This window comes from Streptomyces sp. DSM 120436 (genome assembly GCF_055778765.1).
Genome location: NZ_JBSKBS010000001.1, coordinates 3,597,783 through 3,624,564 on the forward strand (window position 1 = coordinate 3,597,783; position 26,782 = coordinate 3,624,564).

Below are 26,782 nucleotides of genomic sequence, written 5' to 3' on the forward strand. Positions count from 1 at the left end.
GCTTAGAAGTACCCCTCGCGCTTGCGGTCTTCCATCGCGGCCTCGGACAGCTTGTCGTCGGCGCGGGTGGCGCCGCGCTCGGTGAGCCGGGACGCGGCGATCTCCGTGATCACCTTCTCGATGGTGTCGGCGTCGGAGTCGACCGCGCCGGTGCAGGACATGTCGCCGACGGTGCGGTAGCGCACCAGGCGCTTCTCGACCGTCTCGCCGTCCTTCGGGCCGCCCCACTCGCCCGCGGTGAGCCACATCCCGCCGCGCTTGAACACCTCGCGCTCGTGCGCGTAGTAGATCCGGGGCAGTTCGATGTCCTCGCGGGCGATGTACTGCCACACGTCCAGCTCGGTCCAGTTGGACAGCGGGAACACGCGCACGTGCTCGCCGGGGGCGTGCCGGCCGTTGTACAGGTTCCACAGCTCGGGGCGCTGGCGGCGCGGGTCCCACTGGGAGAACTCGTCGCGCAGCGAGAACACCCGCTCCTTGGCGCGGGCCTTCTCCTCGTCGCGGCGCCCGCCGCCGAACACCGCGTCGAAGCCCTGCTCGCGGATGGTGTCGGTGAGCGGGAGCGTCTGCAGCGGGTTGCGGGTGCCGTCCGGGCGCTCCTTGAGCACGCCCCGGTCGATGTAGTCCTGCACGGAGGCGACGTGCAGCCGCAGCCCGTGCCGGGCGACCGTGCGGTCGCGGTAGTCGAGGACCTCGGGGAAGTTGTGCCCGGTGTCCACGTGCAGCAGCGCGAACGGCACCGGCGCGGGCGCGAACGCCTTCAGCGCCAGGTGCAGCATGACGATGGAGTCCTTGCCGCCGGAGAACAGGATCACCGGCCGCTCGAACTCCCCCGCCACCTCACGGAAGATGTGCACGGCCTCCGACTCGAGGGCGTCCAGGTGCGAGAGGGCGTACGGGTTGCCCGTACCCTCCTCGACAGTGGTGGCGACGGTCGTCATGCCAGTCCCCTTTCGCTGAGCACGGCGTGGACGGCCGCCGCGGACTCCTGCACGGTCTGGTGCTGCGACTCGATGCGCAGATCGGGCTTCTCGGGCTCCTCGTACGGGTCGTCGACGCCGGTGAGCCCGGTCAGCTCACCCGCCGCCTGCTTGGCGTACAGGCCCTTCACGTCACGCACGGAGCACACCTCCACGGGCGTCGCCACGTGCACCTCGACGTACGGCGTGCCGTTCGCCTCGTGGCGGGCCCGGACGGCCTCGCGGCTGTCGGCGTACGGGGCGATCACCGGGACGAGCGCCAGCACGCCGTTGCGGGCGAGCAGTTCGGCGACGAAGCCGATGCGCTGGACGTTGGTGTGCCGGTCCTCGCGGCTGAAGCCGAGGCCCGCCGAGAGGAACTCGCGGATCTCGTCGCCGTCGAGCACCTCGGTGGGCCGGCCCTGTTCGCGCAGCCGGGCGGCGAGTTCGTGGGCGATGGTGGTCTTGCCCGCACTCGGCAGACCCGTGAGCCAGACGGTGGCTCCGGTCGTCACGTGGTTCTCCTGGTTCGTCGAAGGCGCGGTCATGGGGGTCAGCCGTGCAGTCCGCACTCGGTCTTGGCGCGGCCCGCCCAGCGGCCGGCGCGGGCGTCCTCGCCCTCCAGCACGCGGCGGGTGCAGGGGGCGCACCCCACGGAGGCGTAACCGTCCGTCAGCAGCGGGTTGGTGAGGACGCCGTGCTCGGCGACGTAGGCGTCCACGTCCTCCTGGGTCCACTTGGCGATGGGGGAGATCTTCACCTTCCGCCGCTTCTCGTCCCAGCCGACCACGGGGGTGTCCGCCCGGGTCGGGGACTCGTCGCGGCGCAGGCCGGTCGCCCAGGCCAGGTAGTCCTTCAGGCCCTCCTCCAGCGGCCGCACCTTGCGCAGCTTGCAGCACAGGTCGGGGTCGCGGTCGTGGAGCCTCGGGCCGTACTCGGCGTCCTGCTCGGCGACCGTCTGCCGCGGGGTGAGCGTGATGACGTTGACGTCCATCACGGCCTCCACGGCGTCCCGGGTGCCGATGGTCTCGGGGAAGTGGTAGCCGGTGTCGAGGAACACCACGTCCACCCCGGGCAGCGCCCGGGAGGCGAGGTGGGCGACCACCGCGTCCTCCATGGAGGAGGTCACGCAGAAGCGCCTGCCGAAGGTGTCGGCCGCCCAGCGGAGGATGTCCGGCGCGGACGCGTCCTCCAGGTCCCGGCCCGCCTGCTCGGCCAGTTCCCGCAACTCGACGGCGCCGCGCTCGTCCGATACGGCCGTCATGCCGGGTCCCCTCCCGTGTCGGATCGGTCCAGACCCCGGGCCAGCAGCCCGAGGAACGTCAGCCGGAAGGCGCGGTTGCACGCCGCGCACTCCCAGACGCCGTGTCCCTCCTCACTGGGGCGCAGGTCCTCGTCGCCGCAGTACGGGCAGTGGAAGGGCGCCGCACGCTCGCTCACGACAGGGCCTCCTCGGACGCGCGGGTGACCCAGGAGGCGAACCGCTCGCCGTCCTCGCGCTCCGCCCGGAAACGCGTGAGCACCCGCTCCACGTAGTCCGGCAGGTCGTCCGCGGTGACCTTCAGGCCGCGCACCTTGCGGCCGAAGCCGGCCTCCAGGCCGAGCGCGCCGCCGAGGTGCACCTGGTAGCCCTCGACCTGCCGGCCCTCGTCGTCCAGCACGAGCTGGCCCTTGAGACCGATGTCCGCCACCTGGATGCGGGCGCAGGCGTTCGGGCAGCCGTTGAGGTTGATGGTGATCGGCTCGTCGAAGTCCGGCATGCGGCGCTCCAGTTCGTCGATCAGCGAGGCGCCGCGCGCCTTGGTCTCGACGATGGCGAGCTTGCAGAACTCGATGCCGGTGCAGGCCATGGTGCCGCGCCGGAACGGCGAGGGGCGGGCGCTGAGGTCCAGCGCCTCCAGGGACTCGACGAGGGAGTCGACCTGGGCCTCCTCGACGTCGAGGACGATCATCTTCTGTTCGACGGTGGTGCGCACCCGGCCCGAGCCGTGCGCCTCGGCGACGTCCGCGATCTTGGTGAGGGTGGCGCCGTCGACACGGCCGACGCGCGGCGCGAAACCGACGTAGAAGCGGCCGTCCTTCTGGCGGTGCACCCCGATGTGGTCGCGCCAGCGCGACACCGGCTCGGCGGGCGCCGGACCGTCGGTCAGCCTGCGCCCCAGGTACTCGTCCTCCAGCACCTGACGGAACTTCTCCGCGCCCCAGTCGGCGACCAGGAACTTCAGCCGGGCGCGGTTGCGCAGCCGGCGGTAGCCGTGGTCGCGGAAGATGGACAGGACGCCCTCGTAGACGTCGGGCACGTCCTCGATCGGCACCCAGGCGCCGAGCCGCACGCCCAGCTTGGGGTTGGTGGACAGGCCGCCGCCGACCCACAGGTCGAAGCCGGGCCCGTGCTCGGGGTGGCGGACGCCGACGAACGCCACGTCGTTGATCTCGTGCACCACGTCCAGCACCGGCGAGCCGGAGATGGCCGTCTTGAACTTGCGGGGGAGGTTCGAGTACGCCTTGTTGCCCAGGACGCGGCGCTTCATCTCCTCCAGCGCCGGGGTGCCGTCGATGATCTCGTCCTCGGCGATCCCCGCGACGGGGGAGCCGATCATCACGCGGGGCGTGTCGCCGCAGGCGGTGACCGTGGACAGGCCGACGGCCTCGAGACGGTCCCAGATCTCGGGCACGTCCTCGATGCGGATCCAGTGGTACTGGACGTTCTGCCGGTCGGTGATGTCGGCGGTCCCACGGGCGAACTCCTGCGAGATCTCACCGATGACCCGCAACTGCCGCGTGGTCAGCGCGCCGCCGTCGATGCGCACCCGCAGCATGAAGTACGTGTCGTCCAGCTCCTCCGGCTCGAGGACGGCGGTCTTGCCGCCGTCGATGCCGGGCTTGCGCTGGGTGTACAGGCCCCACCACCGCATCCGGCCGCGCAGGTCTGCGGGGTCGATCGAGTCGAAGCCCCGCTTGGAGTAGATCGTCTCAATGCGTGTCCGCACATTGAGACCGTCGTCGTCCTTCTTGACCTGCTCGTTGCCGTTGAGCGGGGTGAAGTGCCCCGCGGCCCACTGTCCCTCTCCGCGGTGACGGCTCGCCTTGCGGCGGGGGGTCGCGGCGGCAGGCTGCTGCGCGGCGGCAGGGTTCTGCGGGGTGGCGGCCATGGTTGATACGTCCTTCGGGACAGCGGTGGATGGTCTCTCGGCGCGGGGCGCCACGCCGGGGGAGCTGCTCTGACCTGCGCTTACGCGCATGCGGGCAGAGGTGTGCGCGTCCTTGCGCAGGAAAAGGGGAGAGAGGGGTGCCGGGTGCTGCTGGGTGTTCTCAGCGCGTCGGACAGATGGCGCTGGACACGCGGCCGAGGTCGACGTGCCGCCGACTCACCAAGGCGATTCCAGTTCCAGGCATGGCGGAAGCCTGGCACGGCGATCTGGAGGCAGTCCACCATTATCCAAAATGTGGACACCCTTGTCTCGTCATGCAAGACAAGGGTGTCCTTGGTCACAAGCGGCGCGAGCGGTCTTGCCGGAACCGCTCAGGCGGGGTAGGCGCCCGGCCACGGGCCCGGCGCGGCCACCTCCGGTTCGTCCTCCACCGTGGTGTCGAACAGCCGGAACCCCCGGCGCAGATAGTTGTCCAGGGCGTGCTCGCCGTCCTTGCTGCACGTGTGCAGCCACACCCGCGCGGTCGGCTTCACCCCCGGCCAACGGTCCGCCAGGTCCCAGGCACGCGCCACGCCGTACGACAGCAGATGACCGCCGATGCGCCGGCCGCGGAAGGCGGGCAGCAGCCCGAAGTAGAGGATCTCCACGACCCCCTCGTCCTGTGCCTCCAGCTCCACGTACCCGGCCGGCGTGCCCCGGTCGTGGGCGACCCACGTCTCCACGCCGGGCCGCTCCAGATGCTCCCGCCACCGCGCGTAGGTCCAGCCCAGCCGGTCGGTCCAGCGGATGTCGCCGCCCACCGACGCGTACAGGAACCGGCTGAACTCGGGGGAGGGCACCTCGGAGCGGACCACCCGCACGTCCCCCTCGGGCACGGCGGCCGGACGGAGATCGGTGGGCGCGGTCTGCTCCAGGGACCAGGTGGTCACGGAGAGGGTCGTCATGGCCGAAAGACAACCATCCGGCGCACACCCGTGTCGAACGCCTGACCAGAGGCCGGACACCCCCCGGCCGTCACCGCTCCAGCGACTCGTCGATCGACGCCAGCGGCAGCGCGAACAGCATCCGCCCCGACTGCGACCACACGTCCCCGGTCGCCTGCCAGTACGACAGGGACGTCGCGGGACCGCTCCAGCAGCGGTACGTCTCGTCCGCCCCGCAGCGCACCGGGCTCGCCCCCTCGGTGTCCTGCCGCCACAGCGTGCCGCGCTCCTCCGGCGTCCCCGTGGCCCGGCTCAGGTACCACTCCGACCGGTGCGCCAGCACCCCGCGCACCCGCGTCAGCTCCGTCTCGTACACCGCGACCGGCTCCGCCTCCAGCAGCCCGGCCCGCTCCGGACGGGTGCCGAACGCGTACCGCCACAGCCGGGTCGGCCCCTCCTCGTCCGCGGGCGCCGCCTCGTGCACCACCAGACTGTCCGGCGCGGTGCTGCGGTCCAGGGCGATCCCGCCCGGCCGCGGCGCGCCGGCGCCGGCCGTCCCGTAGGAGGCGACCGCCGGGAGCACGTACCGGGCGCCCGCCGCCGACCAGCCGCCGGGCACCCGCCCCACGGCGTCCGCGTCCACCGTGGCCCGCTGCACCCGGTCCAGGTCGTACACGTACAGCGCGCCGCCCTCGTCCCGGCCCGCGGTGACGAGCAGCTTGTCCCGGTACCAGACCATGCCGGACACGTCGGAACCCAGCCCGCGGAAGTCCCGGCCCCCGTCCACCGGCACGGCGAGCAGCGCCCAGGTGTAGCGCGGCGCCCGGTCGTCGGCGGCCACGAAGGCGACCCGCGCGAGCCCCTGCCCGTCCGGCGCGCCGGTGCCGCGGGTCCAGCCGGAGAGGACCACCCGGTGCGCGCCCCAGCGGCCGTCCTCGTCGGCGTCCCCGGAGGTGGTGACCGCACCGGGCCGCCAGCCGTCGGTGTCCCGCTCCGGCCAGCAGTACGCCCGGGACGCGGCCGGCTCGACGGGCAGCGCGCGCCGGTCGTCGTCCGTGCACCCCTCGGCGTCCTCCAGCACCCCGTCCGGGTCGGCGAGCACCGCGCCCACCCCCACGGCCGGGCCCATCGACGCGGTGAGACGGTTCAGCTCGGCGCCCGGGACGGCGTGTTCGGTCAGCCGGAGCGGCGCCGTGTCGGCGGTCGCGGTGAGCGGGCGCAGCGCGCCGGGGTCGTCGGCGTCGGTGGCCTGCGAGGTGCTGATCATGGTGGCGGCCGCGGTGAGCGCCAGGGCCGTACCGGTCAGCGCGGCGCGCAGCGCCCTGCCTCTGCGGCGCCGGCGGTGTCTGCCGCGATGCTTCATGACGTCCTCCCGAGCGAGCCAACTGCGTCCGGTGATCCCCGGGTTGACCGTGGAGCAGATGGGACGGCCCGTCCCCGGATGCTACGACAGCCGGCCGCCGGACGGGACGAAGACCCCGCAATTCCCCGCACGGACCGTCCACCCGCACGTACCCACGTACATGTGTACCCCGTCGGCGCGGCGGTTTCCGGCCAGATGCTCAGCCCGGCCCGCGCACCAGTGCCGGGGACGCCGCCGTGCGCGGGAAGAGGTCCCCGGGGTTGTCCGGCAGCACCACCTCCACCTCGGCGGACTCCGTGAACCGGTACGGACGGTGCTCCAGCAGCGCCCCCAGATAGCGCCGTACGCGGGACATCTCCGCCCGCACCGTCACCGTGCGCGCCGGGTCGCCGAACACGTCACGGGCCAGGTCGGCGGCGCTGCGGCCCGCCCGGTGCACCGCCAGCAGATACAGCAACTCGGCGTGGCGCGGACTCAGCTCCCGGCTCCACGAGCCGGCCCCGTCGGACACCCGCACCGCACGGCGGTGCCGCCCGCCCAGGTCCAGCACGATCCGCGCGGCGGGACGCGCCGACGGCTCCTCCGCCGCCCGCACCAGCCAGCCTCCGGCGAGCGGTTCGAGCGAGCACCGCCCCAGCGCCGGCAGCCACCGCTGGCCCGCCGACACCGACTTGGGCAGCGCCAGCCGCTCCGTGTACGGCATCCCGGTCACCGCGGCCGCCCAGCCGTGCCGGTCCACCACCAGCGCCCGCCCGTCGATCCGCGACAGCACCGGCGCCGCCACCGCGCGCAGCCGCTCCAGCGACCGCACGTGCCTCTCCCGCAGCCGCGCCTCGGCCAGCTTCGCCACCGAGTCCACCCAGGCCAGCGTCGCCGGGTGCATCGTCTCCAGCGGCCCGCTCACGTCCACCACGCCGATCAGCCGCCCGTCCCGCGGATCGGTGAGGGGCGCGCCCGCACACGTCCAGGTGGCGTGCGACCGTACGAAGTGCTCGGAGGCGAAGACCTGCACGGGGCGCCGGGTCACCGCGGGCGTCCCCACCCCGTTGGTGCCGACGACGTCCTCACGCCAGTCCGCGCCGACCTCGAAGCCCAGCCCGTCCGCCTTGCGCAGCACCGGCGCGCTGCCCTCCCGCCACAGCACCCGGCCCTCCTCGTCGGCCACCACCATGATGTGGCGGGCGACGTCCGCGACCGACAGCAGCCCCTCGCGCAGCACCGGCAGCACATGGCGCAGCGGCGAGGCCTCCCGGCGCCGCCGCACCTCGTCCATCGGCAGCAGCCCGCTGCGGCAGCCGTGGTCGGGGTCCACGCCGCTGCGCAGCATCCGCTCCCAGGACTGCCCGATCACCGGGCGGGGAGCGACGGGCGCCGGCCGCCCCGACAGCGCGGCGGAACGGACCTCGTCGAGCACCCGCGCCGCGCGCGCTGTGTCCACGGCGGCCAGATGCGACACGTCCATCGGCGAGAGCGCCACCGGACCTCCCGGAAGAAACCTGTGGAACCACACACTGTGGAACCACATACTGCCGTCTGCCCCGGACGAGGACGCTCAGTACCGGTACGGAAACAGCACGTTGCAACCCCCTGCAACCCTGGTAACACGACCGCTCACCGGTGGAGACTCGGGCCACGCCGCCCCGAGCGGCGTGCACGGCTCTTCGGGAGTCCGTGGCGGCGGGGGTGGTGCCGTGTCGGCGCAGCACCACCCCCGTGTCATGACGTCCTCACAGCTCCGGCCGGGCGCGCTCCACGACCGACGCCAGGTCCAGGGTGGACGGCAGCGTGCCGAACGCGGCGCCCGCGTCGCCGCCCAGCCGCCCCGCGCAGAACGCGTCCGCCACCTCCGGCGGCGCGTACCGCACCAGCAGCGACCCCTGCAGCACCAGCGCCAGCCGCTCGGTCAGCCGCCGCGCCCGCCCCTCGACGCCCTCCAGGTCCGCCAGCTCCGTCAGCAGGTCCTTGATCGCCGCGTCCAGCCGGTGGTCCGCCCCGCGCGCCCGCCCGACCTCCCGCAGATACGCGTCCAGCACCCCCGGGCCCCGGCGCAGCGCCCGCAGCACGTCGAGCGCCTGCACGTTGCCCGCGCCCTCCCAGACCGAGTTCAGCGGCGACTCCCGCACCAGCCGGGGCATCCCCGACTCCTCGACGTACCCGTTGCCGCCCAGACACTCCGCCGCCTCCACCGCGAGGGGCGCGCACCGCTTGGTCACCCAGTACTTCGCCGCCGGCACCGCGATCCGCAGCAGCGCCCGCTCCTGCTCGCCGCCGTCGTCGTACGCCGCCGCCAGCCGCAGCGCCAGCGTGGTCGCCGCCTCCGACTCCAGCGCCAGATCGGCCAGCACGTTGCGCATCAGCGGCTTGTCGAGCAGCTTCCCGCCGAACGCCTCCCGGTGCGCGCAGTGGTGCACCGCCTGCGCCACGGCCTGCCGCATCAGCCCCGCCGAGCCCAGCACGCAGTCCAGCCGGGTCGCCGCCACCATCCCCATGACGGTGCGCACCCCGCGCCCCTCCTCGCCGACCCGGCGCGCCCACGTCCCGTCGAACTCGACCTCGGCGGAGGCGTTGGAGCGGTTGCCCAGCTTGTCCTTGAGCCGCTGGATCAGGAACACGTTGCGGCTGCCGTCCTCCAGCACCCGCGGCACCAGGAAGCACGTCAGCCCGCCGGGCGCCTGCGCCAGCACCAGGAAGGCGTCCGACATCGGCGCCGAGCAGAACCACTTGTGCCCCGTCAGCGCGTAAGCGCCGTCCTCGGCGAGCGGCCGCGCGGCCGTCGTGTTCGCCCGTACGTCGCTGCCGCCCTGCTTCTCGGTCATCCCCATCCCGAACAGCACGCCGGGCTTGTGCCCCGGGGCCCGCAGGGCGCGGTCGTAGATCACCGACGTCAGCCGGGGCTCCCACGCGGCGGCCAGCTCCGGGTCGGTGCGCAGCGCGGGCACCGCCGCGTGGGTCATCGACAGCGGGCAGCAGTTGCCCGCCTCCACCTGCGTCCACATCAGGAAGGCCGCCGCCCGCCGCACATGCCCGCCGGGCCGCCCCCAGGCCGCCGTCAGCCCCGCCGAGACGCCCTTGCCGAGCAGCCGGTGCCAGGCCGGGTGGAAGTCGACCTCGTCGATCCGGTGGCCGTAGCGGTCGTGGGTGCGCAGCCGCGGCGGGTTCTCGTTCGCCTGCGCCCCCCACTCCTGCACCTGGGCCGATCCGCACGTGCGCCCCAGCGCCGACAGCTCCGCGAGCCCGGCCTCCCGCGCCTCGGGCGCCAGGTGCCGCTCGACCGCCCCCGCCAGCGCCCGGTCCGAGCCGAACACGTCGTACTGGACGAGCGGCGGGGCCTGGTTGGTCACGGTGTGCGTGGTGCCTGCCATGAGGCGAACCTACCCCGGCCCCCGCCCCGCCTCACGCGAGGACCGGGCCTGTGGGTGAGTGCCGCCGGACGTGGCGGATACCTTTGGTTCGTGCAGCCAGCAAGTGAATCCCCAGACGCGCCCTCCGGTCGGCTCCACCGGGCACGCGCCCTGTACCGGAACGTCTCCAAACGCAGGACGGCCTGGCTGCTGCTCAAGGACACCGTCAACTCGTGCATGGAGTACCGCATCCTGGGCCTGGCGGCCGAGGCGGCGTTCTTCACGCTGCTGTCGGTGCCCCCGCTGCTGCTCAGCCTCATCGGCCTGCTCGGCTACGTCGACGCGTGGACCGGCGCGGACACCATCCAGAGCGTGCAGCGCAACCTCCTGGACGCCTCCCGCACGGTGCTGTCCGACCGGGGCGTGTCGGACATCGCGGAGCCGATCCTGCGGGACGTCACCAAGGGCGGCCGGCCCGACGTGATCTCCCTCGGCTTCCTGATCGCCGTGTGGTCGGGCTCCCGCGCGGTGAACGTCTTCATCGACACCATCACCGTCATGTACGGCCTCGACGGCGTCCGGGGCATCGTCAAGACCCGGCTGCTCGCCTTCCTGCTGTTCATCGTGGCCCTGCTGATCGGCTCGGTCGCGCTGCCGCTGATGGTCGCGGGACCCGACGCGGTGGTGGACGTCGTGCCGTGGTCGACGACGCTCGTGCAGATCCTCTACTGGCCGGTCGTGATCCTGCTGTCCGTCGTCTTCCTGACCACGCTCTACCACGTGTCCGTGCCCGTGCGCTCCCCGTGGATCGAGGACATGCCGGGCGCGCTGGTCGCCCTCGCCATGTGGGTGCTCGGCAGCTTCCTGCTGCGCATCTACCTGACCAGCACCGTCGAGGGCCCCACCATCTACGGCTCCCTCGCGGCGCCCGTGGCCGTGCTGCTGTGGATCGGCGTGTCCGCGTTCGCCGTGCTGGTCGGCGCGGCCGTCAACGCGGCCATCGACCGGGTGTGGCCGACCGCCGCCACCGCCGCGGCCCGCGAGGCCAACGAGCGGCTGCGGCAGGCCCAGGTCGCCGAGTACGTCGCCCGCACCACCGCGTCCGGGGAGGCGGACCCCGACATGCCCTCCGAGTTCCCCGAACGCTGGTCGCGCTTCCTGCCCCCCGAGGACCTCACGGCCCGCCTCCGCGCCCACGCCAAGCCCGCCCACCCCCGCAACGGGAACGGGCCGGGGGAGCACGACGAGCACCACGACTGACACGCCGGGGGCGGACCTGGCGGGACTGGCGGACCCCCGGTCCGCGCGCGGAACCATCGCCGAGCGGCGCGCCCGCACACGCCCGCGTCTACGCTGACCCCATGGACGCACTCACCGGTCTGCTGGAGGGGCCCCGGGCGCGGGGCGCGTTCATGATCCGGGCGTGCTTCGACCCGCCGTGGGCGGTGCGGGTGGAGGACCGCGCCCCACTGACCGTGGTGCTCCCGGTACGCGGCGGCGCCTGGCTGCTGCCCGACCGGGGCGAACGCATCCGGCTGCGCGCCGGGGACCTCGCCATCGCGCGCGGCCCCGACCCCTACACCTGCGCCGACGCCCCCGACACGGCGCCGCAGGCGCTGATCCTGCCCGGCGGCGCGTGCCACCACCCCGACGGACGGCCCCTCAACGGCTCGATGGACCTCGGGGTGCGCACCTGGGGCGACCGCCCGGACGGGGAGACGGTGCTGCTCATCGGCACCTACCGGATGCGCGGCGAGATCGGCGGCCGGCTGCTGGACGCGCTGCCCCCACTGCTCTCCCTCGGCGCCGACGTGTGGCCGTGCCCGCTCACCCCGCTGCTGACGGCGGAGGTCACGCGGGACGCGCCCGGCCAGGAGGTCGTCCTGGACCGGCTGCTCGACCTCCTCGTCATCGCCGCGCTCAGGGCCTGGTTCGCGCGCCCCGAGGCGGAGCCGCCCGCCTGGTACGAGGCCCTGTCCGACCCGGTCGTCGGCCCGGTGCTGCGGCTCGTCCAGGACGACCCGGCCCGCCCCTGGACGGTCGCCGGCCTCGCCGAGAAGGCCGGCGTCTCCCGCGCCGCGCTGGCCCGCCGCTTCACCCGGCTCGTCGGCGAACCCCCGATGACGTACCTCACCGGCTGGCGTCTCGCCCTCGCCGCCGACCGGCTGCGCGACACCGACGACACCCTCGCCGCCATCGCCCGCCAGGTCGGCTACAGCAGCGCCTTCGCCCTGTCCACCGCCTTCAAGCGGGCCTTCGGCGTCAGCCCGCAGGAGTGGCGCGGCAGGGCCGCGGCATAACCTGGCCCTCATGTACAGGGAGCGCGCGTCACGGCTGCCGGGCGCGGCCGTGTGGACCAGCGTCCCGTCGGGCGACGGCGGGCCGGGCCGGGTGCTGCCCGACGGCTGCATGGACCTGCTGTGGCACGACGGCCGCCTGCTGGTGGCCGGCCCCGACACCCGCGCGCACGTCGCCGGCGCCGTGGGCGTCTGGGCCGGCGTCCGTTTCCGCCCCGGCGCCGCACCCGCCCTGCTGGGCGTGCCCGCCCGCGAACTGCGCGACCTCCGCGTGGACCTGGCCGACCTGTGGCCGGCCGCGGAGGTACGGCGCGCGACCGCCCGCGTGCACGCCGCGGATCACCCGGCGCGGGGTCTGGAGGACGTCGCCCTGAGCCTGGCCGCGTCGGCCGGCCCGCCCGACCCGCTGCTGACCCGCCTGGTCGCGGCCCTCGACGCGGGCCGCCCGGTCGCCGCGACGGCCGACGAACTGGGCATCGGGGCACGCCAGTTGCACCGCAGATCACTCACCGCCTTCGGCTACGGCCCCAAGACCCTGGCCCGCATCCTCCGCATGCGCCGCGCACTGGCCCTGGCGCGCGCGGGCGTCCCCTTCGCGCAGACCGCCGCCCGCGCGGGTTACGCCGACCAGCCCCATCTGGCCCGTGAGGTGCGGAGCTTGACGGGGGTGCCGCTGCGGGAGCTGGTGCCCCCCGGCTCGCGCGCGCGAAGCCGGACGGAGCTCTAGCCGCCCGTGGGCAGCGGGGCGAACAGGTCCACTCCGTTGCCGTCCGGGTCGAGGAGGACGGCGTACCGCTGCCCCCACACCGCGTCCCACGGCTTCAGCTCGGCGCGGGCGCCGGCCTCCAGCATGTCGGCGAACAGCGCGTCGACCTCCGCCGGGCTGTCGCACCGCACGGCCAGGGAGGTACGGCCCCCGCCCGACGGCGGCCTCCACTCCGCGTGGAACGACCGGACCGTCTCCTCGGTGTCCAGCATCAGCCTCATCCCGCCCGGCAGTTCCGCCTCCACATGTCCCTGCGTCTCGGCCCCTTCCGGAAACGACAGCCCGAGCCGCCGGTAGAAGGCGACGGAGGCGGCCATGTCCGAGACGACCGTTCCGATGGCATCGAATCGTGCGTTCATGCCGCTCACCGTAGGGAGGCCGGCGCCGGGAGTCTTGAACGAATCGGACACCGGGAGCCCTCGACGCCGTAGACGACGCCTCTGTCCCACGAGTACGCGTACCGGCACCGGCGCATCGGCTCCGAGCCCCTTCCCGGTCCCCTTCCCGAGTCCCTTCCCGCTTCCCGCGGTGAACCGCCGCTGCGCGGTCACCGGAGGGGCGGAACCCCGTGCCCGGGGGCCGCGCACGCACGCGTAGGCTCCCGCGCATGGCCGAACCCGCGCTCCTCGTCTACACCCGCACCACCGACTACCGGCACGACTCCATCCCGGCCGGCATCGCCGCCCTGCGCACCCTCGGCGGCTTCGAGGTCCACGCCCACGAGGACCCGGCGGCCCTGGAGGGGCCGCTCGACCGGTACGCGGCGGTCGTGTTCCTCTCCACCAGCGGCGAGGTGCTCACCCCGGCCGGCCGCGAACGGCTCGCGGCGTACGTCGAGGGCGGCGGAGGGTTCGTCGGCGTGCACGCGGCGGCCTGCACCGAGGACGACTGGCCCTACTACGGCGAACTCCTCGGAGCCCGTTTCGACGGCCATCCCCCGGTCCAGCCAGGCCGCGCCCTCGTCGAGGACCACGGCCACCCGGCGACCCGGCACCTGCCCGCCGTCTGGGAGGTGACCGACGAGTGGTACGACTTCCGCACCAATCCGCGCAACGCCGTGCACGTCCTCCTCTCCGCCGACGAGTCGTCGTACGACGGCGGCACCATGGGGGACGACCACCCCCTGGCCTGGTGCCGTGAACAAGGCGCGGGGCGCGTCTTCTACACCGCCCTCGGTCACCCGGCCGAGGCCTACGACGACCCGCTCTTCCGCGCCCACCTGCACGGCGGGATCACCTGGGCCGCGGGGACCCGCTGACCTCCCGCCACGGCGCCGCACCGCCGAGCAGCACGGCCGCCGGCCGGCCGAACGGCGGCACCGGGGGAGGGGCCGTGCTCGCACGCGGGGGCGAGGGCGCGTCAGCACGCGGGGGCGGAGCCGCGCCTGCACGAGGAGGCGGAGCCGTGCTCGCACGCTCCACCAGCCGGGTCGACAGCTCGGTGCGGGTGCCCTCCGGGCGGTGCCCGTCCCGCATGCGCAGCAGCAGGCGGAGCGCCGTGGCCGCCATCTCGGCGAGCGGCTGGCGGACCGTCGTCAGCGCCGGGGTGAGCCAGCGGGCCTCGGGCAGGTCGTCGAAACCCACCACGCTCATGTCGTCCGGCACCCGCAGGCCGCGCTCCGCCAGCGCCCCGTACACCCCGGGCGCCATCCGGTCGGAGCAGACGAGGACGGCCGTCGGCGGTTGCGGCAGGTCGAGCAGCTCGCGCGTCCGGAGGCGCACGGCGGCCTCGTCGGCGCCGTCCGGGCCGTCGGCGTGGCGCACGTACTCGGGGCGGTGGCGCACCCCGGCCGAGGCGAGCGCCGAACGGTGACCGGCGAGGCGGGCCCGGCCGGGCAGCGTGCGGCCGGGGGGACCGGCGACGACGGCGATGCGCTCGTGGCCCAGCGCCAGCAGGTGCTCGGTCGCCGTCACCCCGCCCTGCCAGTTCGCCCCGCCGACCGAGACCGCGCCGGGCGGCGGTTCGCACGCCGGGTCGATCAGCGCGAAGGGGACGCGGTGCTGCTCCAGCCAGGCGCACTGCGCCGCGCTCGGCTCGGCGAGGTGGAACAGGACGCCCGCCGAACCGCGCAGCGCCAGGCGTTCCAGCCAGGCGCGGCCGGGCCGTTCGGAGCCGGTGCGGGTGCCCGCGGCACGGACGACGATCTCCAGACCGGCGTCGTGCGCGGCCTCCTCCGCACCGTGCAGCACGGCGCCCGAGGCGGAGTCGTCGAGCGCGTTCACCACCAGGTCCACCGGAGGCGCCGCCCCCGCCCCGTCGAACCGGGGGCGGCGGACGTAACCGAGCCGGTCCAGGGTCTCCGTGACGCGTCGGCGGGTCTCGGGGGCGACGTCCTCCCGGCCGTTGACCACCTTCGAGGCGGTGGGCACGGAGACGCCCGCCTCGCGGGCCACCACCGCCAGGGTCGGTCCGGCCGTCGTGCGCGCACGCCCCGTTCGGCCCATCGGGCCCACCCACCTCTCCCACCGGATAGAAAGCGCTTCCTACTGTAAGACCGCGGTCGCGGAGCGGGAAGGACCCTGCCGAGTGCCCGGGGTCGCCCGCCGCTCGGGCAGGAACACGGCTGAGACGTGTGGTGCTCTTGTTGCCACCGGTGAGTTCGGGCCGCGGGTGTCGGACTTCGGTCGGCGGCCGGAAGCGGAGCCTGGAACCGCCGGACCGGCGGCGGCCGAAGCACCGGGCCGCCGACTGCGGCCGAACCGGACGGAGCACGTGCGGGCGAAGGGCGGTGGGCGGCATGACGGCAGAGCGGCGGAACCCGGTGACCACGACGGCGTACGGCGCCGTGCGCGGCCGGTGGGAGCGGGGCGTCGCCGTGTTCCGCGGCATCCACGGACCCCGCGACCGCGAACTGGCCCTGTGGACCCCGCCCGCCGCGAAGCGGTCCGCGCACGAGCCGCCATCGCCCGAGGTCCGCTCGGTCATCCGCCGGCTGCGCCGCGGCGGAGCGCCGCGACGCGCTTGAGGCGTCCCGAGGAAACTCGGCCCTCCGGGGAGGCCCGGCCGCGGGCGGCGGGCGCCGGCCGGGACGCACAGGGCGCGAGCACGTGAGCGGGGCCGGTCCGTCCCGGCCGTCGCCGGGGTGACGGCCCGCCGGCGCCCGCACGAACTTCGTGCGGCGGCCGTCCACGCGGGGGGCGGACCCGGCCTCCCGCCCCGCCCGTGCTCGGACACAACCCCAGCACGACACGGGCAAAGCGGACCTCTCTCCGCTTGATGCGCCACCGGCATGCCGCAGCGCAGCGTGCAGGCGGCCCGGCGCTGCCGGGGCGGTGTCGTCGGGCCGGCGCTGTCGGAAGCGTCTCCGCTACTGCCCCACCCGGCCGTCGACGCACTCGCGGAGCAGGTCGGCGTGGCCGCAGTGACGGGCGTACTCCTCGATCCGGTGCACGAGCAGCTCCCGCACCGCGACCTTCTCCCGCCCGAGGCGCTCGCCGAGGTCCGGATGCGCGTCGAGGGCGGCGTCGGTGGCCGCCTGCTCCCGCTCCAGATCCGCGTACGCGGCGTCGACCACGGCCTGCTCGCCCACGGCCTCGTCGAAGTCCGCGTCCCGCCGGCCGTACAGCTTCGGCAGCGGCTCGCCGTCGCTGACCCAGTTCCGCCAGTCCCGCTCGGCCTCGGCGAGGTGCCGCACCAGTCCGAGCAGCGACATCGTCGACGGCGGCACCGACCGCCGCGCCAGCTGCTCCGGGGTGAGACCCTCGCACTTCATGCGCAGCGTCAGGCGGTAGTCCCGCAGCACCTCCCTGAGCGTCGGCAGCTCACCGTCCGGGCCCGGCCCCTCGTTGTTCCGGGGATCGTCGTCCGGGTCGGCCCACATGTCGGGGTGGACGGTGGCCCGGGTCCATCGCGCGGGTGCGTCGGTCATGCGCCCCATGCTCGACCGCGGCGGCACGGACCCGCCAATGGTTTTCGCCGCCCCGGGGTCAGGATGCGGGCGCGATACGCAGCACAGCCGTCCCGCCCCGCACCTCCACCACCTCAAGGCTCATGACGTCGTTCAGGGTCGCCGCGGGCCCCTCACCGCAGCGGAGCCGGACGCCTCCGCCGCCGTGCGACGTCACGCCGCCGCCCCCGGAACAGCCGGCGATGCTGTAGCCCGACCCGTGGACCGGCGCGACCATCCCGACCTCGTCCCCGGCGACCGCCGTGACCTCGATCGGCCCGAGCCCGTACGTCTCGGGAACCTCCACGACGTCCCCGACGCCGACCGTGATCTCGCACGACCCGTCGGCACAGGGCCCGGTCGGCGAGGGTGAGGGCGGCGGCGTGGGGGGACGCGACGTGGTCACCTTGGTGTCGGCCCCGCTCGTGGACCGGTCCTCACCGCCCTCGCCGCCACCACCGTCACCGTCGCCGGAAGCACACGAGGCGACGGAAAGAAGCACCACGGCAACGGCGGTGACGGCGTTGACGGCAAGGGACATCGCTCTTCTGCGCACCATGCCTGCCATGGAACGTGCGGACGCGCACGAAGTCGCGCACCTTGACCCACTCGCAACATGCCGTTCGATGCACGGAAGGCGCACCGGCGCACGCGTAGGCTGCCGAGGTGCGCACGGTGGAACTTCTGTTGGACGAGGCGGCGGATTCGGCGGTCAGGGAGGCCTGGCGACGACTCGCGGACGCCGGGCTGCCCAGTCAGGCGCGCCACCGCTCACCCACCAACAGCCCCCATCTCACCCTGGCCGCCTGCCCGGAGCTGACGGCTCCCATCCGCTGGGAGCTGGCCGGGGCGGCGGCGGGACTGCCTCTTCCGGTCCGTTTCGAGGGCGTGATCCGCTTCGAGCGCCCCACGTCCGTCCTGGCCTGGTCGCTCGCCCTCGACCCCGCGCTGATCGACCTGCACCGCACGGTGTGGGACGCGGTGACCTCGGAGAACCGGCCCGAGACCCTCAACCCCCTCCACGCACCGGGGAACTGGAGCCCGCACATCACCCTCGGCCGCACCCGCCGCCCCGGCGCCTTCACCAGCCGCCGCATCCCCGAACTCCTTCCGCCCCTCCCGTTGTCGGCCCGCCTCACGACCTTGCGCAGCTTCGACACGGAGACGGGGGCGCTGGAGATCCTGCACCCCCGTCCCTGACCCGTCCCGCCCTCATCGGTACTCACCGGAGGTCGTCCTCGTGACCCTCGCACGCGTACTCGCCGGCACGTCATCGGCCCTGGCGATGCTCACCCTGTCCGGCTGCGGTCTCCTGTGGAGCTGCACCGACACGACGGCGGAGCGGGGAGAGGCGGGGGTGCGGGTGGAGATCGAGGACGAGGACGGGCGGCCCGTCGGCGTCACCGCCGAGGTGCCCGGCTGGCGCAGGGAACCTCACCCGCAGGTGCCGGCGGAAGGCGATCACATCCACTTCGACATCCGCTTCCACGGAGCCGGGGTCCTGGGACGCGAACCCGCGGTCGACGTCTGCGCGGTGGACGAGGAGCGCGCGGTCCTGGGCTGCCAGACGGTCCACTCGGCTCAGACGTCCGGCCCCGAAGGCGCCTACACGGGCGACTCCTACCTCGAGGTCGACCACCCCGAACGGGTCGCCGAGGTGCTGCTGATCCCCAACGACCAGTCCACCCACGACCGCCGGACCTGCGAGGACGACGTCAAGGACGGCGGCGGGGCGCATCCTCCGGAGGCCCCTGGCGTGGGTGAGCGGCTGTAGAAGGCGGTCTCGATCGGCGTTGTGCGGCGGCCGGATGTGGTCAGCGAGGCCCGTTCAGGCGGCTGCTGATGTGTTCGTGCAGTTCGTGCGGCAGGTGGATGGCCCAGCGGTCGGCGGCCTCGGCGGCCAGGTCGCGGCTCCAGCGCCAGCTGTTGCGGGCCGCCGTGCGCACGTCCTGGTCACGGGCGGCGGCCGTGGTGGCGACGTAGCGATGACGGTCTGTGTCGGGCAGGTCCTGTTCGAGCGCGCGGCTGGGGGTGAGCCAGTGGGCCGTGCTGTCACGCAACAGGCGGCAGAGCTGGAGTTGCTGGGGTGCGATGACGGTGTGCAGCAGGGCGTGGGCGCGGGCGATCTCGCCGCGGGCCAGGACGTGGGCGAGCATGAGGGTCCAGTTGGTCAGCTCGTTGGTGAGCTGCTGGGCGGTGGTCACCGGCTCGGGCGGCTGGAAGGCGGCGAGCTGCCGGGCGGCCCGGGTGAGCCGGCCGGTGCGGTCGAGCAGGACGGCGTCGTCGGGGCGGGGCAGGTGCACCATGCCCTGCCAGCTGGGGACTTCGTCGATGCCGGGGCCGGCGGGGGTGAGGTGGAACTCGCCGCGCATCAGGTCGTCGAAGACGACGGCGAGCACGCCGTACATGTTGGTGTAGGAGAGCTGGAGCGGTGCGAGCTGCGCCAGGAAGGCCGGGCCGTCGAAGTCGGCGAGGCGGTCGTCCTGGATGTAGAGGTACGCCTCGATGTCGGAGTGGGCGTCGGCCTCGCCCACGGTCCACGAGCCGTAGAGCAGTACGCCCTCCAGCCGGGTGTCGGCGTGGGCGAGCTGTCGCAGGCGTGCGATGCGGTCGTCCAGGGCGGAACGGGCAGAGTGAACGGACATGGCGTGATCGTGTCTCCTGAGGTGAGCGTGCGGGCACGCTGACGGAGCCCGGCGCCTGCCGGGCGCGTGTCGGTGGACCGTCGCGGTCCGCTCAGGAGAAGTTGCCCATGGACGACATCATAGGGTGGCCCGGCCAAGACCCGCGGCGCGGTCCGGCGTCAGCCGTTCGGCAGCGTCGGGCGCACCTGCCGGAGGAACGTCGCGTTGTCCGGGGTCTCGCGCAGGCGGGTCAGCAGGGTGTCCAGGTCGGTCGCGGAGTCGCGGGAGGTCAGGGCGCGGCGCAGGCCCTGGGTGGCCGTCAGCTCCTCACGGGTGAGGAGCAGTTCCTCGCGGCGGGTTCCGGAGGGGGCGATGTCCACCGCCGGGAACAGGCGCCGTGACGCCGACTCGCGGTTCAGCCGCAGCTCCATGTTGCCCGTGCCCTTGAGCTCCTCGAAGAAGAACTCGTCGGCGCGCGACCCGGTGTCCACCAGCGCGGAGGCGAGGATCGTCAGCGAACCGCCCTCCTCCGTCTGCCGGGCCGCGCCGAAGAACCGCTTCGGCCCGGTCAGCGCGCCCGCGTCCACGCCGCCGCTGAGGGTGCGGCCGCCGGGGCCCGCCGCGTTGTTGTACGCGCGGCACAGCCGGGTCAGCGAGTCCAGCAGGATCACGACGTCCTCGCCGGCCTCCGCGAGCCGCTTGGCCCGCTCCACGACCAGCTCGGCGAGCGCGATGTGCTGCTTGGCGGGCCGGTCGAACGTCGAGGCGTACACCTCGCCGTGCACCGAGCGCCGCATGTCGGTGACCTCCTCGGGGCGTTCGTCGAGCAGCACCACCATCAGCCGGCACTCGGGGTGATTGCCCGCGACGGCCGCCGCGAGCTGCTGGATGAGGACCGTCTTGCCGGTCTTGGGCGGGGCCACGAGCAGTCCGCGCTGCCCCTTGCCCACCGGTGCGAGCAGGTCGACGACGCGGCCGGCGAGCCCGGACGCCCGGTGTTCCAGGCGCAGCCGGCGGTGGGGGTGGACGGGGGTGAGGTCACCGAAGGCGGGGCGGCCCGTGAGCGATCCGGGCGTACGTCCCTCGACGCGGGCGACGTCGGTGAGCGCGCGCCGGTCGCCGAGGACGCCCTCCACCAGGTCGCCCTCGCGCAGACCGTGCCGGCGCACCAGGGCGGGGGAGACGACGGGGTCGGACGAGCCGGCGACCAGGCCGGGGCCGCGCAGGTGCCCCTTCCCGGTCGCGTCGACGTCGAGGACACCGGTGACGGTGACGGACTGCGGCTGCTGCTGCCGTCCGGCGGTCTGACGGGCGGGGCGGTCCAGGGCGGTGGTCATGTGAGTGGTCCTTTCACGGACGGACAGGAGCAGAAAAGAGAAGAAGGGGGAACCGCGGTCTTCGGGAGGGCGTGTGCGCGCCTCACAGCGGTGGGAACCTCACTGCGGTCGCCGTGCGACCGTGGGGAAAGCCGTACGCGGCGGTGCAAGGGCCGATGTGACGGCTGGGAGGTGAGAAGCCGAGGTGAAGAAGGTTTCGGCGGTGAAGACCGGCCCGGCGCCCGACGGGGCGCTGCACGGCACTCATGGCACCGTACCACGGTGCGGGCCCGGGGCAAGGGAGCCCCGCGGGCGCGCTACGCCCCCCGCAGCGTCCGCGCGACCGACGTGATCGTCTCCGGCCCCACCCGGCAGCATCCCCCGATCAGCCGTGCCCCCGACTCCCGCCAGCCCGTCACCCGGGACGCCGAGAACGTGGGCGCGCCGGTCCAGGCGCGGGCCCGCGCGTCCCACCGCTCGCCGCTGTTCGGGTAGACCACCACCGGTCTGCCGGTCACGCGGGCGGCGACGGCGACCGCGTGGTCCGCGTCCTTGGGGGTACAGCAGTTGACGCCGACGGCGATCACCTCGTCCGCCCGCGCGGCGAGCGCGAACGCGTCCTCCAGCGGCTGGCCCGCCCGCGTCCGGCCCCCGGCCGCCGAGTACGACAGCCAGGCGGGCACCCCCAGCCCGCGCACCGCGCGCAGCAGGGCCTGTGCCTCGTCCGTGTCGGGGATCGTCTCCAGGGCGAGGACGTCCGGAGCGGCGGCGGCCAGCACCTCCATCCGCGGCCGGTGGAACCGTTCCAGCTCCGCGACCGACAGCCCGTAGCGGCCCCGGTACTCGGAGCCGTCCGCGAGCATCGCGCCGTACGGGCCGACGGAGGCCGCCACCCACCGCGGCCGGGGCGGGCCCGAGGTGCGCCGGGCCGCCGTACGGGCGCACTCCACGCTCAGCGCCAGCAGCTCCGCCGCCCGGTCCCGGCCGGTCCCGCGGCGCGCGAACCCCTCGAACGTCGCCTGGTAGCTCGCCGTGATCGCCACGTCCGCGCCCGCCTCGAAGTACGCGAGGTGCGCCGCCGTGACCGCCTCCGGGTCCTCCGCGAGCAGCCGCGCCGACCACAGCTCGTCGCTCAGGTCGTGGCCGGCCGCCGCGAGCTGGTTGGACATGCCCCCGTCCAGGACGACCGTGCCGTCCGCCAGGGCCGAGGCGAGGGATCCCGTGGTGCTGCCGCTCATACGGCGACGCTAACCGAGGCGCGCACCGCGTCGCACCGCGCGCGAGGGGTACCCGGGGCGGGAGCGTGCGGTGTCCGGCCGGGGCGCGAGCGATCCTGCTCGCGCCCCGCCGGGCGGCACACGCGGTCCGGTCCCGACCGGGAAGGCGGTGGACATGTGCCGTTGGCTCGCCTATTCGGGCACACCGATCCTGCTCGAGAACCTGCTCTACCGGCCGGTGCACTCCCTGATCGACCAGAGCCTGCACGCCCGGATGGGCGTGGAGACCACCAACGGCGACGGCTTCGGGATCGGCTGGTACGTGCCGGCCAAGGACAGTCCCGCCGTGGTCAGGGACATCGGCCCGGCCTGGAGCGACCGCAACCTGCGGGAGATCGCCGGGCACGTGGTCTCCCCGCTGTTCTTCGCCCACATCCGCGCCTCGACCGGCACGGCGGTGCAGCAGACCAACTGCCATCCGTTCCGGTACGACCGCTGGATGTGGATGCACAACGGGGCGATCGACGGCTTCCCCCTGCTGCGGCGCGACCTCGCGCTGGCCGTCCGCCCGGACCTGTTCCCGTACATCGAGGGGTCCACGGACTCCGAGATGATGTTCTACCTGGCGCTCACCTTCGGCCTGGAGGACGACCCGCGCGGCGCCGTCGCCCGCATGGCCGGCCTGGTGGAGCGCACCGGTCGCGCGCACGGCGTCGAGCACCCCCTGCAGATGACGATCGCGGTGACCGACGGCGAGCGGCTGTGGGCGTTCCGCTACTCCACGCAGCACCAGTCCCGGTCCCTCTTCTACAGCACGCGTGTCGAGACGCTGAAGTCCCTCCACCCCGACGTGGCGTTCCTGCGCGACATCGCGGACGACGCCCGCCTCATCGTCTCCGAGCCCCTCGGCGACCTCCCCGGCGCCTGGAACGCCGTCCCGGAGAGCACGTACGGGGTGGTGCAGCCGGAGGGGGACGAGATGCACGCGTTCGAGCCGGAGCAGCCGGAGTGAGACGGGACCGGGGGCGCGGACGGTTCGGCCGGCGCCGAACGGTCCCGGCCCTGGCGTGGCCCGTATGACCGACGACCACTCCGCCCGCCCCGCGGGGGCCTTCGCCGTGCTGCACCGCCAGGGCCGGCCCCTGCTGCTGCCCAACGCCTGGGACCACGCCTCCGCGGCCCTCCTGCACGCCCACGGTTTCCCCGCCGTCGGCACCACGAGCCTGGGGGTCGCCGCGGCGGCCGGGCTGCCCGACGGGGCCCGGGCCACCCGCGCGGAGACGCTGCGGCTCACGAGCACCCTCGGCGCGCTGCCCGTCCTCCTCTCCGTCGACGCGGAGGACGGCCTCAGCGACGATCCCGGCGAAGTAGCCGATTTCGCGCGGGAGGTACAGGCACGCGGCGCGGTCGGGATCAACCTCGAGGACGGGCTCGGGCCCGTCGGCCGTCACGTGGCGAGGATCAAGGCCGTGCGCGCCGCCGCGCCCGGTCTCTTCGTCAACGCCCGGACGGACACGTACTGGCTCGGCGACGGCGACGGCACCCTGGACCGGGTCCTGGCCTACCGCGACGCCGGTGCGGACGGCGTGTTCGTGCCCGGCCTCACCGACCCCGACGCCCTCGCCGCCCTGGTGCGCGCCCTGGACGGCTGTCCCCTCAACGTCCTCCACGCGCCCGGCGGTCCGTCCCTCGCCCAGCTCGCCGATCTCGGCGTCCACCGCGTCAGCCTCGGCTCGCTGCCGTACCGGCGGGCCCTCGGCGCGGCCCTGGACGCGGCGGTCGCGGTGCGGGAGGGGCGCGCGCCGGGGGAGGGCACGGTGCCGGCCTACCGGGAGGTGCGGCGGCTCGCCGGGTGACGGCGCCCCCGCCGTGGGTCAGTCCGCCGTCCGGCGGGGCCAGTTCCGCAGCGTCAGGTGCAGCGCGTCGATCATCCGGTCCCACGACGCCTCCAGGTCGCGCGGGGCGCCGAACGCGCCGGCGGACTCCAGGGCGCAGTAGCCGTGGAAGGAGCTGCGCAACAGCCGTACCGCGTCGGTGAGATCGGGCTCCTCCAGACCGTACGCGCGGAGCAGGCCGTAGACGACCTCGGCGGTGCGGCGCAGCGCGGGGGAGCCCGTCACCGTGGCCTCGTCCAGACGCATCTGGGCGGCCGCGTACCGTCCGGGGTGGGCGAGGGCGTAGCCGCGGTACGCGCCGGCGAACGCGGCCAGCGCCTCCTTGCCGGTGCGGCCCTCGACCGCCGCCGCGATCCGGTCGGTCAGCTCGCCGCCCGCCAGCAGCGCCATCCGGGTGCGCAGGTCCCGCAGCCCCCGTACGTGCGCGTACAGGCTCGCGTCCTTGACGTCGAAACGCCGGGCCAGCGCGGACAGGGTGACGTTCTCGTAGCCGGCCTCGTCGGCGAGGTCGACGGCCGCCGCGACGAGGCGGTCGGCGGTGAGTCCTGCGCGGGGGATGCGGGCCTCCGGGGGGTCGGGCGGGCTTCGGAACAGGTGAATGTAGCCGACCTGAGCGGGATGTGGCCCGGCTGCGGCCGATCCGTGGTGACGACCGGTCTCCGACGGTCCGCAGCCGTCGTGTCGGCGGCACGCGCCGGTCACCCCGCGGACGCACCCGGTTCACGCGCCCCCCGGATCCTCCACTGCGGCGCAGTACGACGAGGAGGCCAGTCATGGGTCACGGGCACGCACACGGACCGCACCACCATCACCACGACCACGACCACGATCACGGGCACGGCGCGACGGCGCCCCTGCCCGCCGCCTTCGACACCTCCGTGCCCGACGAGGCACTGGACCCCGGGCAGGCGTCCCGCCGCGCCCTGCTGCGCCGGGCCGGCCTGCTGGGCGCGGGCCTCGCCGCGGGCACCGTGCTGTCCGGCAGCACCGCCGCGGCCACGCCCGCCGCACCCACACCCGCGGCGGGCGGCCGCGGAGGCGGCGGCAGAGGCCCGGCCAAGGGCTTCCTGTGGCTCGCGGGCGACCACCACATCCACACCCAGTACAGCAGTGACGGCAAGTACCGCGTCGTCGACCAGGTGCGCCAGGGCGCCCGGCACGGCATGGACTGGCTGGTGATCACCGACCACGGCAGCGCCACGCACGCCAGGATCGGCGTCGAGAAGGTCAACCCGGACATCAGGCAGGCGCGCGCCGCCCACCGGGACACCCTCGTCTTCCAGGGCCTGGAGTGGAACATCCCGGCCGCCGAGCACGGCACCGTCTTCGTCCACCCCGGACGCAACGAGGTCGCCGTGCTCAAGCAGTTCGAGAACGACTACGACGGCAGCGTGAAGGGCGCGGGCGACTCCACCCCCGCCAACGAGGCCCTCGCCGTGGCCGGCCTCCGGTTCCTCGCCGAGCAGGTGCGGCGCCGCAAGGTCGAGGACGTGCTGATGCTCGCCAACCACCCCTCCCGCAAGGGCATCGACTCCCCGCACGAGATCCGCGCCTGGCGCGACGCCACCGGCCGGGACCGGCAGATCGCCGTCGGCTTCGAGGGCGCGCCCGGCCACCAGGCCGCCGGACTGCCCGGCCCGCTCGGCCCGGGCGGCGCACGCGGCATCTACGACGGCAGCCCCGGCCCGAACTCCTTCCCCGGCTACCCGCTGGAGAGCTACCGCACCTGGGGCGGCTTCGACTGGATGACCGCCACCGTCGGCGGCCTGTGGGACAGCCTCCTCGCCGAGGGCCGCCCCTGGTGGATCACCGCGAACTCCGACTCCCACCAGGTGTACGCCGACACCACCGCCCGCGGCACCGGCGACTTCGCCACCGACGGCCGCCACGGCGACCCGGTGTACGCCGGGAAGATCGACACCCGGCAGGGCGACTTCTGGCCCGGCCAGTACAGCCGCACCCACGTCGGCGCCGACGGCTTCTCCTACGCCGCCGTCATGGACGGCATCCGCGCCGGCCGCATCTGGGTCGACCACGGGCAGCTCATCAGCGGCCTCGACGTCCGGGTGTCCGGAGGCGGCCGCTGGGCCACGCTCGGCGGCGCCCTGCACGTCCGCAAGGGGACGAAGGTCACGCTGACCGCCGACGTGGCGCTCGCGGGCGGCCCCAACTGGGCCGGGTTCACGCCCGCGCTGGCCCGCGTCGACGTCATCCAGGGCGACGTCACCGGCCCGGTCTCCGACCGGGACACGTTCACCGCGCCGACGGCGGCCGTCGTCCGGTCGTACGAGATCGGGAAGTCCGCGGGCAGCGTGCGGCTCACCTTCGACCTGGGGCGGGTCGACCGTCCCGTGTACCTGCGGCTGCGCGGCACCGACGGCAACCGGTCCGCCGTCGGCGTCATGGGCGCCAAGGTCGACCCCGCCGGTCCCGCCCTGGACGTCGTGGGCGACGCCGACCCCTGGCGCGACCTGTGGTTCTACTCCAACCCCGTGTGGGTGCTGCCGTCGTGACGGCGTACGCGCTCACCGTCGACGCGGGCGCGCGGGACCTGCGGGCGGCGGACCACCTGCTGCACCGGCTGGCGGACCGGCTCGCCCTGCCCGCGGACACCGTCGGCTGCACCCACCTGGTGCGGGACGGCCGCCCGAGGGTCGTCGTGTCGCTGTCCCTGCCTTCAGCGTCTTCACCGTCCCTGTGGGACAGCGTGCGGGAGCGGCTCGCGGCGGGGGAGTACGGCGCCGTCTCGGCCGGACTGCCGGACCCGTCGGGGCGCGCGGTGCTCTACCCGGGGGTGTCCCGGCTCACGGGCACCCTGACGGTCGGGGAACTGCTGGAGTGCTCCGCGATCGACCGGGTGACGGTGCTGGGCTCGCCCCTGCCGCCGGAGCCGGACGCCCGCATGGTGACCCGCGACCACGTACGGCCGCAGTGGCAGGGCCGTGCGCTGGTCCTCGCGGCCACCCCGGCCCTGGGGGACACCCTGGTGCCCTTCGAGGCGCCGGACCCCACCCCCTGCTGCGCGGACCACTGAGGGCGCCGG

At 74.5% G+C, this 26,782-nt stretch carries 29 protein-coding genes; 11 read left to right on the forward strand and 18 right to left on the reverse strand.

Going from position 1 to position 26,782, the window contains the following annotated elements; translation table 11 throughout:
- Window positions 1-2 precede the first annotated feature (2 nt).
- The 10 genes from cysD to ACWH4W_RS16050 all read right to left on the reverse strand — a co-directional run bounded on the left by cysD (window position 3) and on the right by ACWH4W_RS16050 (window position 9,759).
- Window positions 3-941, reverse strand: a complete 939-nt coding sequence (cysD, locus tag ACWH4W_RS16005) for a sulfate adenylyltransferase subunit CysD (protein WP_473076399.1) — start codon at window positions 939-941, stop codon at window positions 3-5.
- Entirely contained in the window at window positions 938-1,507 is a 570-nt protein-coding gene (gene cysC / locus ACWH4W_RS16010) for an adenylyl-sulfate kinase (protein ID WP_290007531.1), read from the reverse strand. Before cysC ends, cysD begins: the two co-directional genes overlap by 4 nt.
- A gap of 5 nt (window positions 1,508-1,512) precedes the next feature.
- Complete coding sequence (locus ACWH4W_RS16015) at window positions 1,513-2,223, reverse strand: phosphoadenylyl-sulfate reductase (RefSeq protein WP_473076400.1); 711 nt, start codon at window positions 2,221-2,223, stop codon at window positions 1,513-1,515.
- Window positions 2,220-2,399, reverse strand: a complete 180-nt coding sequence (locus tag ACWH4W_RS16020; RefSeq protein WP_473076401.1) for a hypothetical protein — start codon at window positions 2,397-2,399, stop codon at window positions 2,220-2,222. The genes ACWH4W_RS16015 and ACWH4W_RS16020 overlap by 4 nt, the downstream gene beginning before the upstream one ends.
- Entirely contained in the window at window positions 2,396-4,111 is a 1,716-nt protein-coding gene (locus ACWH4W_RS16025; RefSeq protein ID WP_473076402.1) for a nitrite/sulfite reductase, read from the reverse strand. The genes ACWH4W_RS16020 and ACWH4W_RS16025 overlap by 4 nt, the downstream gene beginning before the upstream one ends.
- 160 nt (window positions 4,112-4,271) lie before the next feature.
- Window positions 4,272-4,355 (reverse strand): putative leader peptide, encoded by an 84-nt coding sequence (locus ACWH4W_RS16030; RefSeq protein ID WP_473077511.1) that lies wholly within the window; start codon window positions 4,353-4,355, stop codon window positions 4,272-4,274.
- Between the two features lie 127 nt (window positions 4,356-4,482).
- A complete protein-coding gene (locus ACWH4W_RS16035; RefSeq protein ID WP_473076403.1) occupies window positions 4,483-5,055 on the reverse strand; it encodes a GNAT family N-acetyltransferase in 573 nt (190 codons plus the stop codon).
- Window positions 5,056-5,125: 70 nt separating this feature from the next.
- On the reverse strand, window positions 5,126-6,397 hold the full coding sequence (locus tag ACWH4W_RS16040; protein ID WP_473076404.1) for a hypothetical protein: 1,272 nt from the start codon (window positions 6,395-6,397) through the stop codon (window positions 5,126-5,128).
- A 199-nt stretch (window positions 6,398-6,596) separates the two neighbouring features.
- Window positions 6,597-7,874 (reverse strand): GAF domain-containing protein, encoded by a 1,278-nt coding sequence (locus ACWH4W_RS16045; RefSeq protein ID WP_473076405.1) that lies wholly within the window; start codon window positions 7,872-7,874, stop codon window positions 6,597-6,599.
- Window positions 7,875-8,124: 250 nt separating this feature from the next.
- A complete protein-coding gene (locus tag ACWH4W_RS16050) occupies window positions 8,125-9,759 on the reverse strand; it encodes an acyl-CoA dehydrogenase family protein (RefSeq protein WP_473076406.1) in 1,635 nt (544 codons plus the stop codon).
- A gap of 90 nt (window positions 9,760-9,849) precedes the next feature.
- On the opposite strand from ACWH4W_RS16050, the gene ACWH4W_RS16055 reads away from it, so the two are divergent.
- From ACWH4W_RS16055 to ACWH4W_RS16065, 3 genes are all read left to right on the forward strand, one after another.
- Window positions 9,850-10,998: a YihY/virulence factor BrkB family protein gene (locus ACWH4W_RS16055; RefSeq protein WP_473076407.1), complete on the forward strand. Its 1,149-nt coding sequence runs from the start codon at window positions 9,850-9,852 to the stop codon at window positions 10,996-10,998.
- A gap of 101 nt (window positions 10,999-11,099) precedes the next feature.
- Window positions 11,100-12,038 carry an AraC family transcriptional regulator gene (locus ACWH4W_RS16060; RefSeq protein ID WP_473076408.1) on the forward strand — a complete coding sequence of 313 codons (939 nt, stop codon included), beginning with the start codon at window positions 11,100-11,102 and terminating at the stop codon, window positions 12,036-12,038.
- A gap of 10 nt (window positions 12,039-12,048) precedes the next feature.
- Complete coding sequence (locus tag ACWH4W_RS16065; protein WP_473076409.1) at window positions 12,049-12,762, forward strand: helix-turn-helix domain-containing protein; 714 nt, start codon at window positions 12,049-12,051, stop codon at window positions 12,760-12,762.
- Here ACWH4W_RS16065 and ACWH4W_RS16070 read toward each other — a convergent pair.
- The gene (locus ACWH4W_RS16070; protein WP_473076410.1) at window positions 12,759-13,160 is read right to left on the reverse strand and encodes a VOC family protein; all 402 of its coding nucleotides are present in this window, start codon (window positions 13,158-13,160) and stop codon (window positions 12,759-12,761) included. The two genes, ACWH4W_RS16065 and ACWH4W_RS16070, sit on opposite strands and share 4 nt — an antisense overlap.
- Before the next feature lie 248 nt (window positions 13,161-13,408).
- Here ACWH4W_RS16070 and ACWH4W_RS16075 point away from each other — a divergent pair, with 248 nt between their 5' ends.
- Window positions 13,409-14,059, forward strand: coding sequence for a ThuA domain-containing protein (locus tag ACWH4W_RS16075; RefSeq protein ID WP_473076411.1), 651 nt, complete (start codon window positions 13,409-13,411; stop codon window positions 14,057-14,059).
- Here ACWH4W_RS16075 and ACWH4W_RS16080 read toward each other — a convergent pair.
- Window positions 14,034-15,245: a LacI family DNA-binding transcriptional regulator gene (locus tag ACWH4W_RS16080; RefSeq protein WP_473076412.1), complete on the reverse strand. Its 1,212-nt coding sequence runs from the start codon at window positions 15,243-15,245 to the stop codon at window positions 14,034-14,036. The two genes, ACWH4W_RS16075 and ACWH4W_RS16080, sit on opposite strands and share 26 nt — an antisense overlap.
- Before the next feature lie 293 nt (window positions 15,246-15,538).
- Between ACWH4W_RS16080 and ACWH4W_RS16085 the strand changes: the two genes are divergently transcribed.
- Window positions 15,539-15,766 (forward strand): hypothetical protein, encoded by a 228-nt coding sequence (locus ACWH4W_RS16085; protein WP_473076413.1) that lies wholly within the window; start codon window positions 15,539-15,541, stop codon window positions 15,764-15,766.
- 342 nt (window positions 15,767-16,108) lie between these two features.
- Here the strand turns inward: ACWH4W_RS16085 and ACWH4W_RS16090 are convergent, their stop codons facing one another.
- Window positions 16,109-16,678, reverse strand: a complete 570-nt coding sequence (locus tag ACWH4W_RS16090; protein WP_473076414.1) for a DinB family protein — start codon at window positions 16,676-16,678, stop codon at window positions 16,109-16,111.
- A gap of 49 nt (window positions 16,679-16,727) precedes the next feature.
- Window positions 16,728-17,246 (reverse strand): hypothetical protein, encoded by a 519-nt coding sequence (locus ACWH4W_RS16095; protein WP_473076415.1) that lies wholly within the window; start codon window positions 17,244-17,246, stop codon window positions 16,728-16,730.
- Window positions 17,247-17,362: 116 nt separating this feature from the next.
- On the opposite strand from ACWH4W_RS16095, the gene ACWH4W_RS16100 reads away from it, so the two are divergent.
- Both ACWH4W_RS16100 and ACWH4W_RS16105 read left to right on the forward strand, forming a co-directional pair.
- On the forward strand, window positions 17,363-17,887 hold the full coding sequence (locus ACWH4W_RS16100; protein ID WP_473076416.1) for a 2'-5' RNA ligase family protein: 525 nt from the start codon (window positions 17,363-17,365) through the stop codon (window positions 17,885-17,887).
- 40 nt (window positions 17,888-17,927) lie between these two features.
- Window positions 17,928-18,461: a hypothetical protein gene (locus ACWH4W_RS16105; protein ID WP_473076417.1), complete on the forward strand. Its 534-nt coding sequence runs from the start codon at window positions 17,928-17,930 to the stop codon at window positions 18,459-18,461.
- A gap of 40 nt (window positions 18,462-18,501) precedes the next feature.
- Here ACWH4W_RS16105 and ACWH4W_RS16110 read toward each other — a convergent pair whose 3' ends face one another.
- From ACWH4W_RS16110 to mmuM, 3 genes are all read right to left on the reverse strand, one after another.
- Complete coding sequence (locus ACWH4W_RS16110) at window positions 18,502-19,332, reverse strand: nucleotidyltransferase domain-containing protein (protein WP_473076418.1); 831 nt, start codon at window positions 19,330-19,332, stop codon at window positions 18,502-18,504.
- Window positions 19,333-19,490: 158 nt separating this feature from the next.
- Entirely contained in the window at window positions 19,491-20,648 is a 1,158-nt protein-coding gene (rho, locus tag ACWH4W_RS16115) for a transcription termination factor Rho (protein ID WP_473076419.1), read from the reverse strand.
- 296 nt (window positions 20,649-20,944) lie between these two features.
- The gene (mmuM, locus tag ACWH4W_RS16120; RefSeq protein WP_473076420.1) at window positions 20,945-21,865 is read right to left on the reverse strand and encodes a homocysteine S-methyltransferase; all 921 of its coding nucleotides are present in this window, start codon (window positions 21,863-21,865) and stop codon (window positions 20,945-20,947) included.
- Window positions 21,866-22,019: 154 nt separating this feature from the next.
- On the opposite strand from mmuM, the gene ACWH4W_RS16125 reads away from it, so the two are divergent.
- Together ACWH4W_RS16125 and ACWH4W_RS16130 are read left to right on the forward strand one after the other, a co-directional pair.
- A complete protein-coding gene (locus ACWH4W_RS16125; protein ID WP_473076421.1) occupies window positions 22,020-22,856 on the forward strand; it encodes a class II glutamine amidotransferase in 837 nt (278 codons plus the stop codon).
- A gap of 64 nt (window positions 22,857-22,920) precedes the next feature.
- On the forward strand, window positions 22,921-23,700 hold the full coding sequence (locus ACWH4W_RS16130; protein ID WP_473076422.1) for an isocitrate lyase/PEP mutase family protein: 780 nt from the start codon (window positions 22,921-22,923) through the stop codon (window positions 23,698-23,700).
- A gap of 18 nt (window positions 23,701-23,718) precedes the next feature.
- Here the strand turns inward: ACWH4W_RS16130 and ACWH4W_RS16135 are convergent, their stop codons facing one another.
- Window positions 23,719-24,297 carry a TetR/AcrR family transcriptional regulator gene (locus ACWH4W_RS16135; RefSeq protein ID WP_473077512.1) on the reverse strand — a complete coding sequence of 193 codons (579 nt, stop codon included), beginning with the start codon at window positions 24,295-24,297 and terminating at the stop codon, window positions 23,719-23,721.
- A 215-nt stretch (window positions 24,298-24,512) separates the two neighbouring features.
- Between ACWH4W_RS16135 and ACWH4W_RS16140 the strand changes: the two genes are divergently transcribed.
- The gene (locus ACWH4W_RS16140; protein WP_473076423.1) at window positions 24,513-26,252 is read left to right on the forward strand and encodes a PHP domain-containing protein; all 1,740 of its coding nucleotides are present in this window, start codon (window positions 24,513-24,515) and stop codon (window positions 26,250-26,252) included.
- Window positions 26,234-26,773, forward strand: coding sequence for a hypothetical protein (locus ACWH4W_RS16145; protein ID WP_473076424.1), 540 nt, complete (start codon window positions 26,234-26,236; stop codon window positions 26,771-26,773). The genes ACWH4W_RS16140 and ACWH4W_RS16145 overlap by 19 nt, the downstream gene beginning before the upstream one ends.
- The last annotated feature ends 9 nt before the right edge of the window (window positions 26,774-26,782 follow it).

Excerpts from the sequence above, each read along its gene's own strand:
- cysD (WP_473076399.1), bottom strand. The coding sequence starts at position 941 with ATGACGACCGTCGCCACCACTGTCGAGGAGGGTACGGGCAACCCGTAC.
- cysC (WP_290007531.1), bottom strand. The coding sequence starts at position 1,507 with ATGACCGCGCCTTCGACGAACCAGGAGAACCACGTGACGACCGGAGCC.
- ACWH4W_RS16015 (WP_473076400.1), bottom strand. The coding sequence starts at position 2,223 with ATGACGGCCGTATCGGACGAGCGCGGCGCCGTCGAGTTGCGGGAACTG.
- ACWH4W_RS16025 (WP_473076402.1), bottom strand. The coding sequence starts at position 4,111 with ATGGCCGCCACCCCGCAGAACCCTGCCGCCGCGCAGCAGCCTGCCGCC.
- ACWH4W_RS16030 (WP_473077511.1), bottom strand. The coding sequence starts at position 4,355 with ATGCCTGGAACTGGAATCGCCTTGGTGAGTCGGCGGCACGTCGACCTC.
- ACWH4W_RS16035 (WP_473076403.1), bottom strand. The coding sequence starts at position 5,055 with ATGACGACCCTCTCCGTGACCACCTGGTCCCTGGAGCAGACCGCGCCC.
- ACWH4W_RS16040 (WP_473076404.1), bottom strand. The coding sequence starts at position 6,397 with ATGAAGCATCGCGGCAGACACCGCCGGCGCCGCAGAGGCAGGGCGCTG.
- ACWH4W_RS16050 (WP_473076406.1), bottom strand. The coding sequence starts at position 9,759 with ATGGCAGGCACCACGCACACCGTGACCAACCAGGCCCCGCCGCTCGTC.
- ACWH4W_RS16060 (WP_473076408.1), top strand. The coding sequence starts at position 11,100 with ATGGACGCACTCACCGGTCTGCTGGAGGGGCCCCGGGCGCGGGGCGCG.
- ACWH4W_RS16065 (WP_473076409.1), top strand. The coding sequence starts at position 12,049 with ATGTACAGGGAGCGCGCGTCACGGCTGCCGGGCGCGGCCGTGTGGACC.
- ACWH4W_RS16070 (WP_473076410.1), bottom strand. The coding sequence starts at position 13,160 with ATGAACGCACGATTCGATGCCATCGGAACGGTCGTCTCGGACATGGCC.
- ACWH4W_RS16075 (WP_473076411.1), top strand. The coding sequence starts at position 13,409 with ATGGCCGAACCCGCGCTCCTCGTCTACACCCGCACCACCGACTACCGG.
- ACWH4W_RS16080 (WP_473076412.1), bottom strand. The coding sequence starts at position 15,245 with ATGGGCCGAACGGGGCGTGCGCGCACGACGGCCGGACCGACCCTGGCG.
- ACWH4W_RS16085 (WP_473076413.1), top strand. The coding sequence starts at position 15,539 with ATGACGGCAGAGCGGCGGAACCCGGTGACCACGACGGCGTACGGCGCC.
- ACWH4W_RS16090 (WP_473076414.1), bottom strand. The coding sequence starts at position 16,678 with ATGGGGCGCATGACCGACGCACCCGCGCGATGGACCCGGGCCACCGTC.
- ACWH4W_RS16095 (WP_473076415.1), bottom strand. The coding sequence starts at position 17,246 with ATGGTGCGCAGAAGAGCGATGTCCCTTGCCGTCAACGCCGTCACCGCC.
- ACWH4W_RS16110 (WP_473076418.1), bottom strand. The coding sequence starts at position 19,332 with ATGTCCGTTCACTCTGCCCGTTCCGCCCTGGACGACCGCATCGCACGC.
- rho (WP_473076419.1), bottom strand. The coding sequence starts at position 20,648 with ATGACCACCGCCCTGGACCGCCCCGCCCGTCAGACCGCCGGACGGCAG.
- mmuM (WP_473076420.1), bottom strand. The coding sequence starts at position 21,865 with ATGAGCGGCAGCACCACGGGATCCCTCGCCTCGGCCCTGGCGGACGGC.
- ACWH4W_RS16125 (WP_473076421.1), top strand. The coding sequence starts at position 22,020 with ATGTGCCGTTGGCTCGCCTATTCGGGCACACCGATCCTGCTCGAGAAC.
- ACWH4W_RS16130 (WP_473076422.1), top strand. The coding sequence starts at position 22,921 with ATGACCGACGACCACTCCGCCCGCCCCGCGGGGGCCTTCGCCGTGCTG.
- ACWH4W_RS16140 (WP_473076423.1), top strand. The coding sequence starts at position 24,513 with ATGGGTCACGGGCACGCACACGGACCGCACCACCATCACCACGACCAC.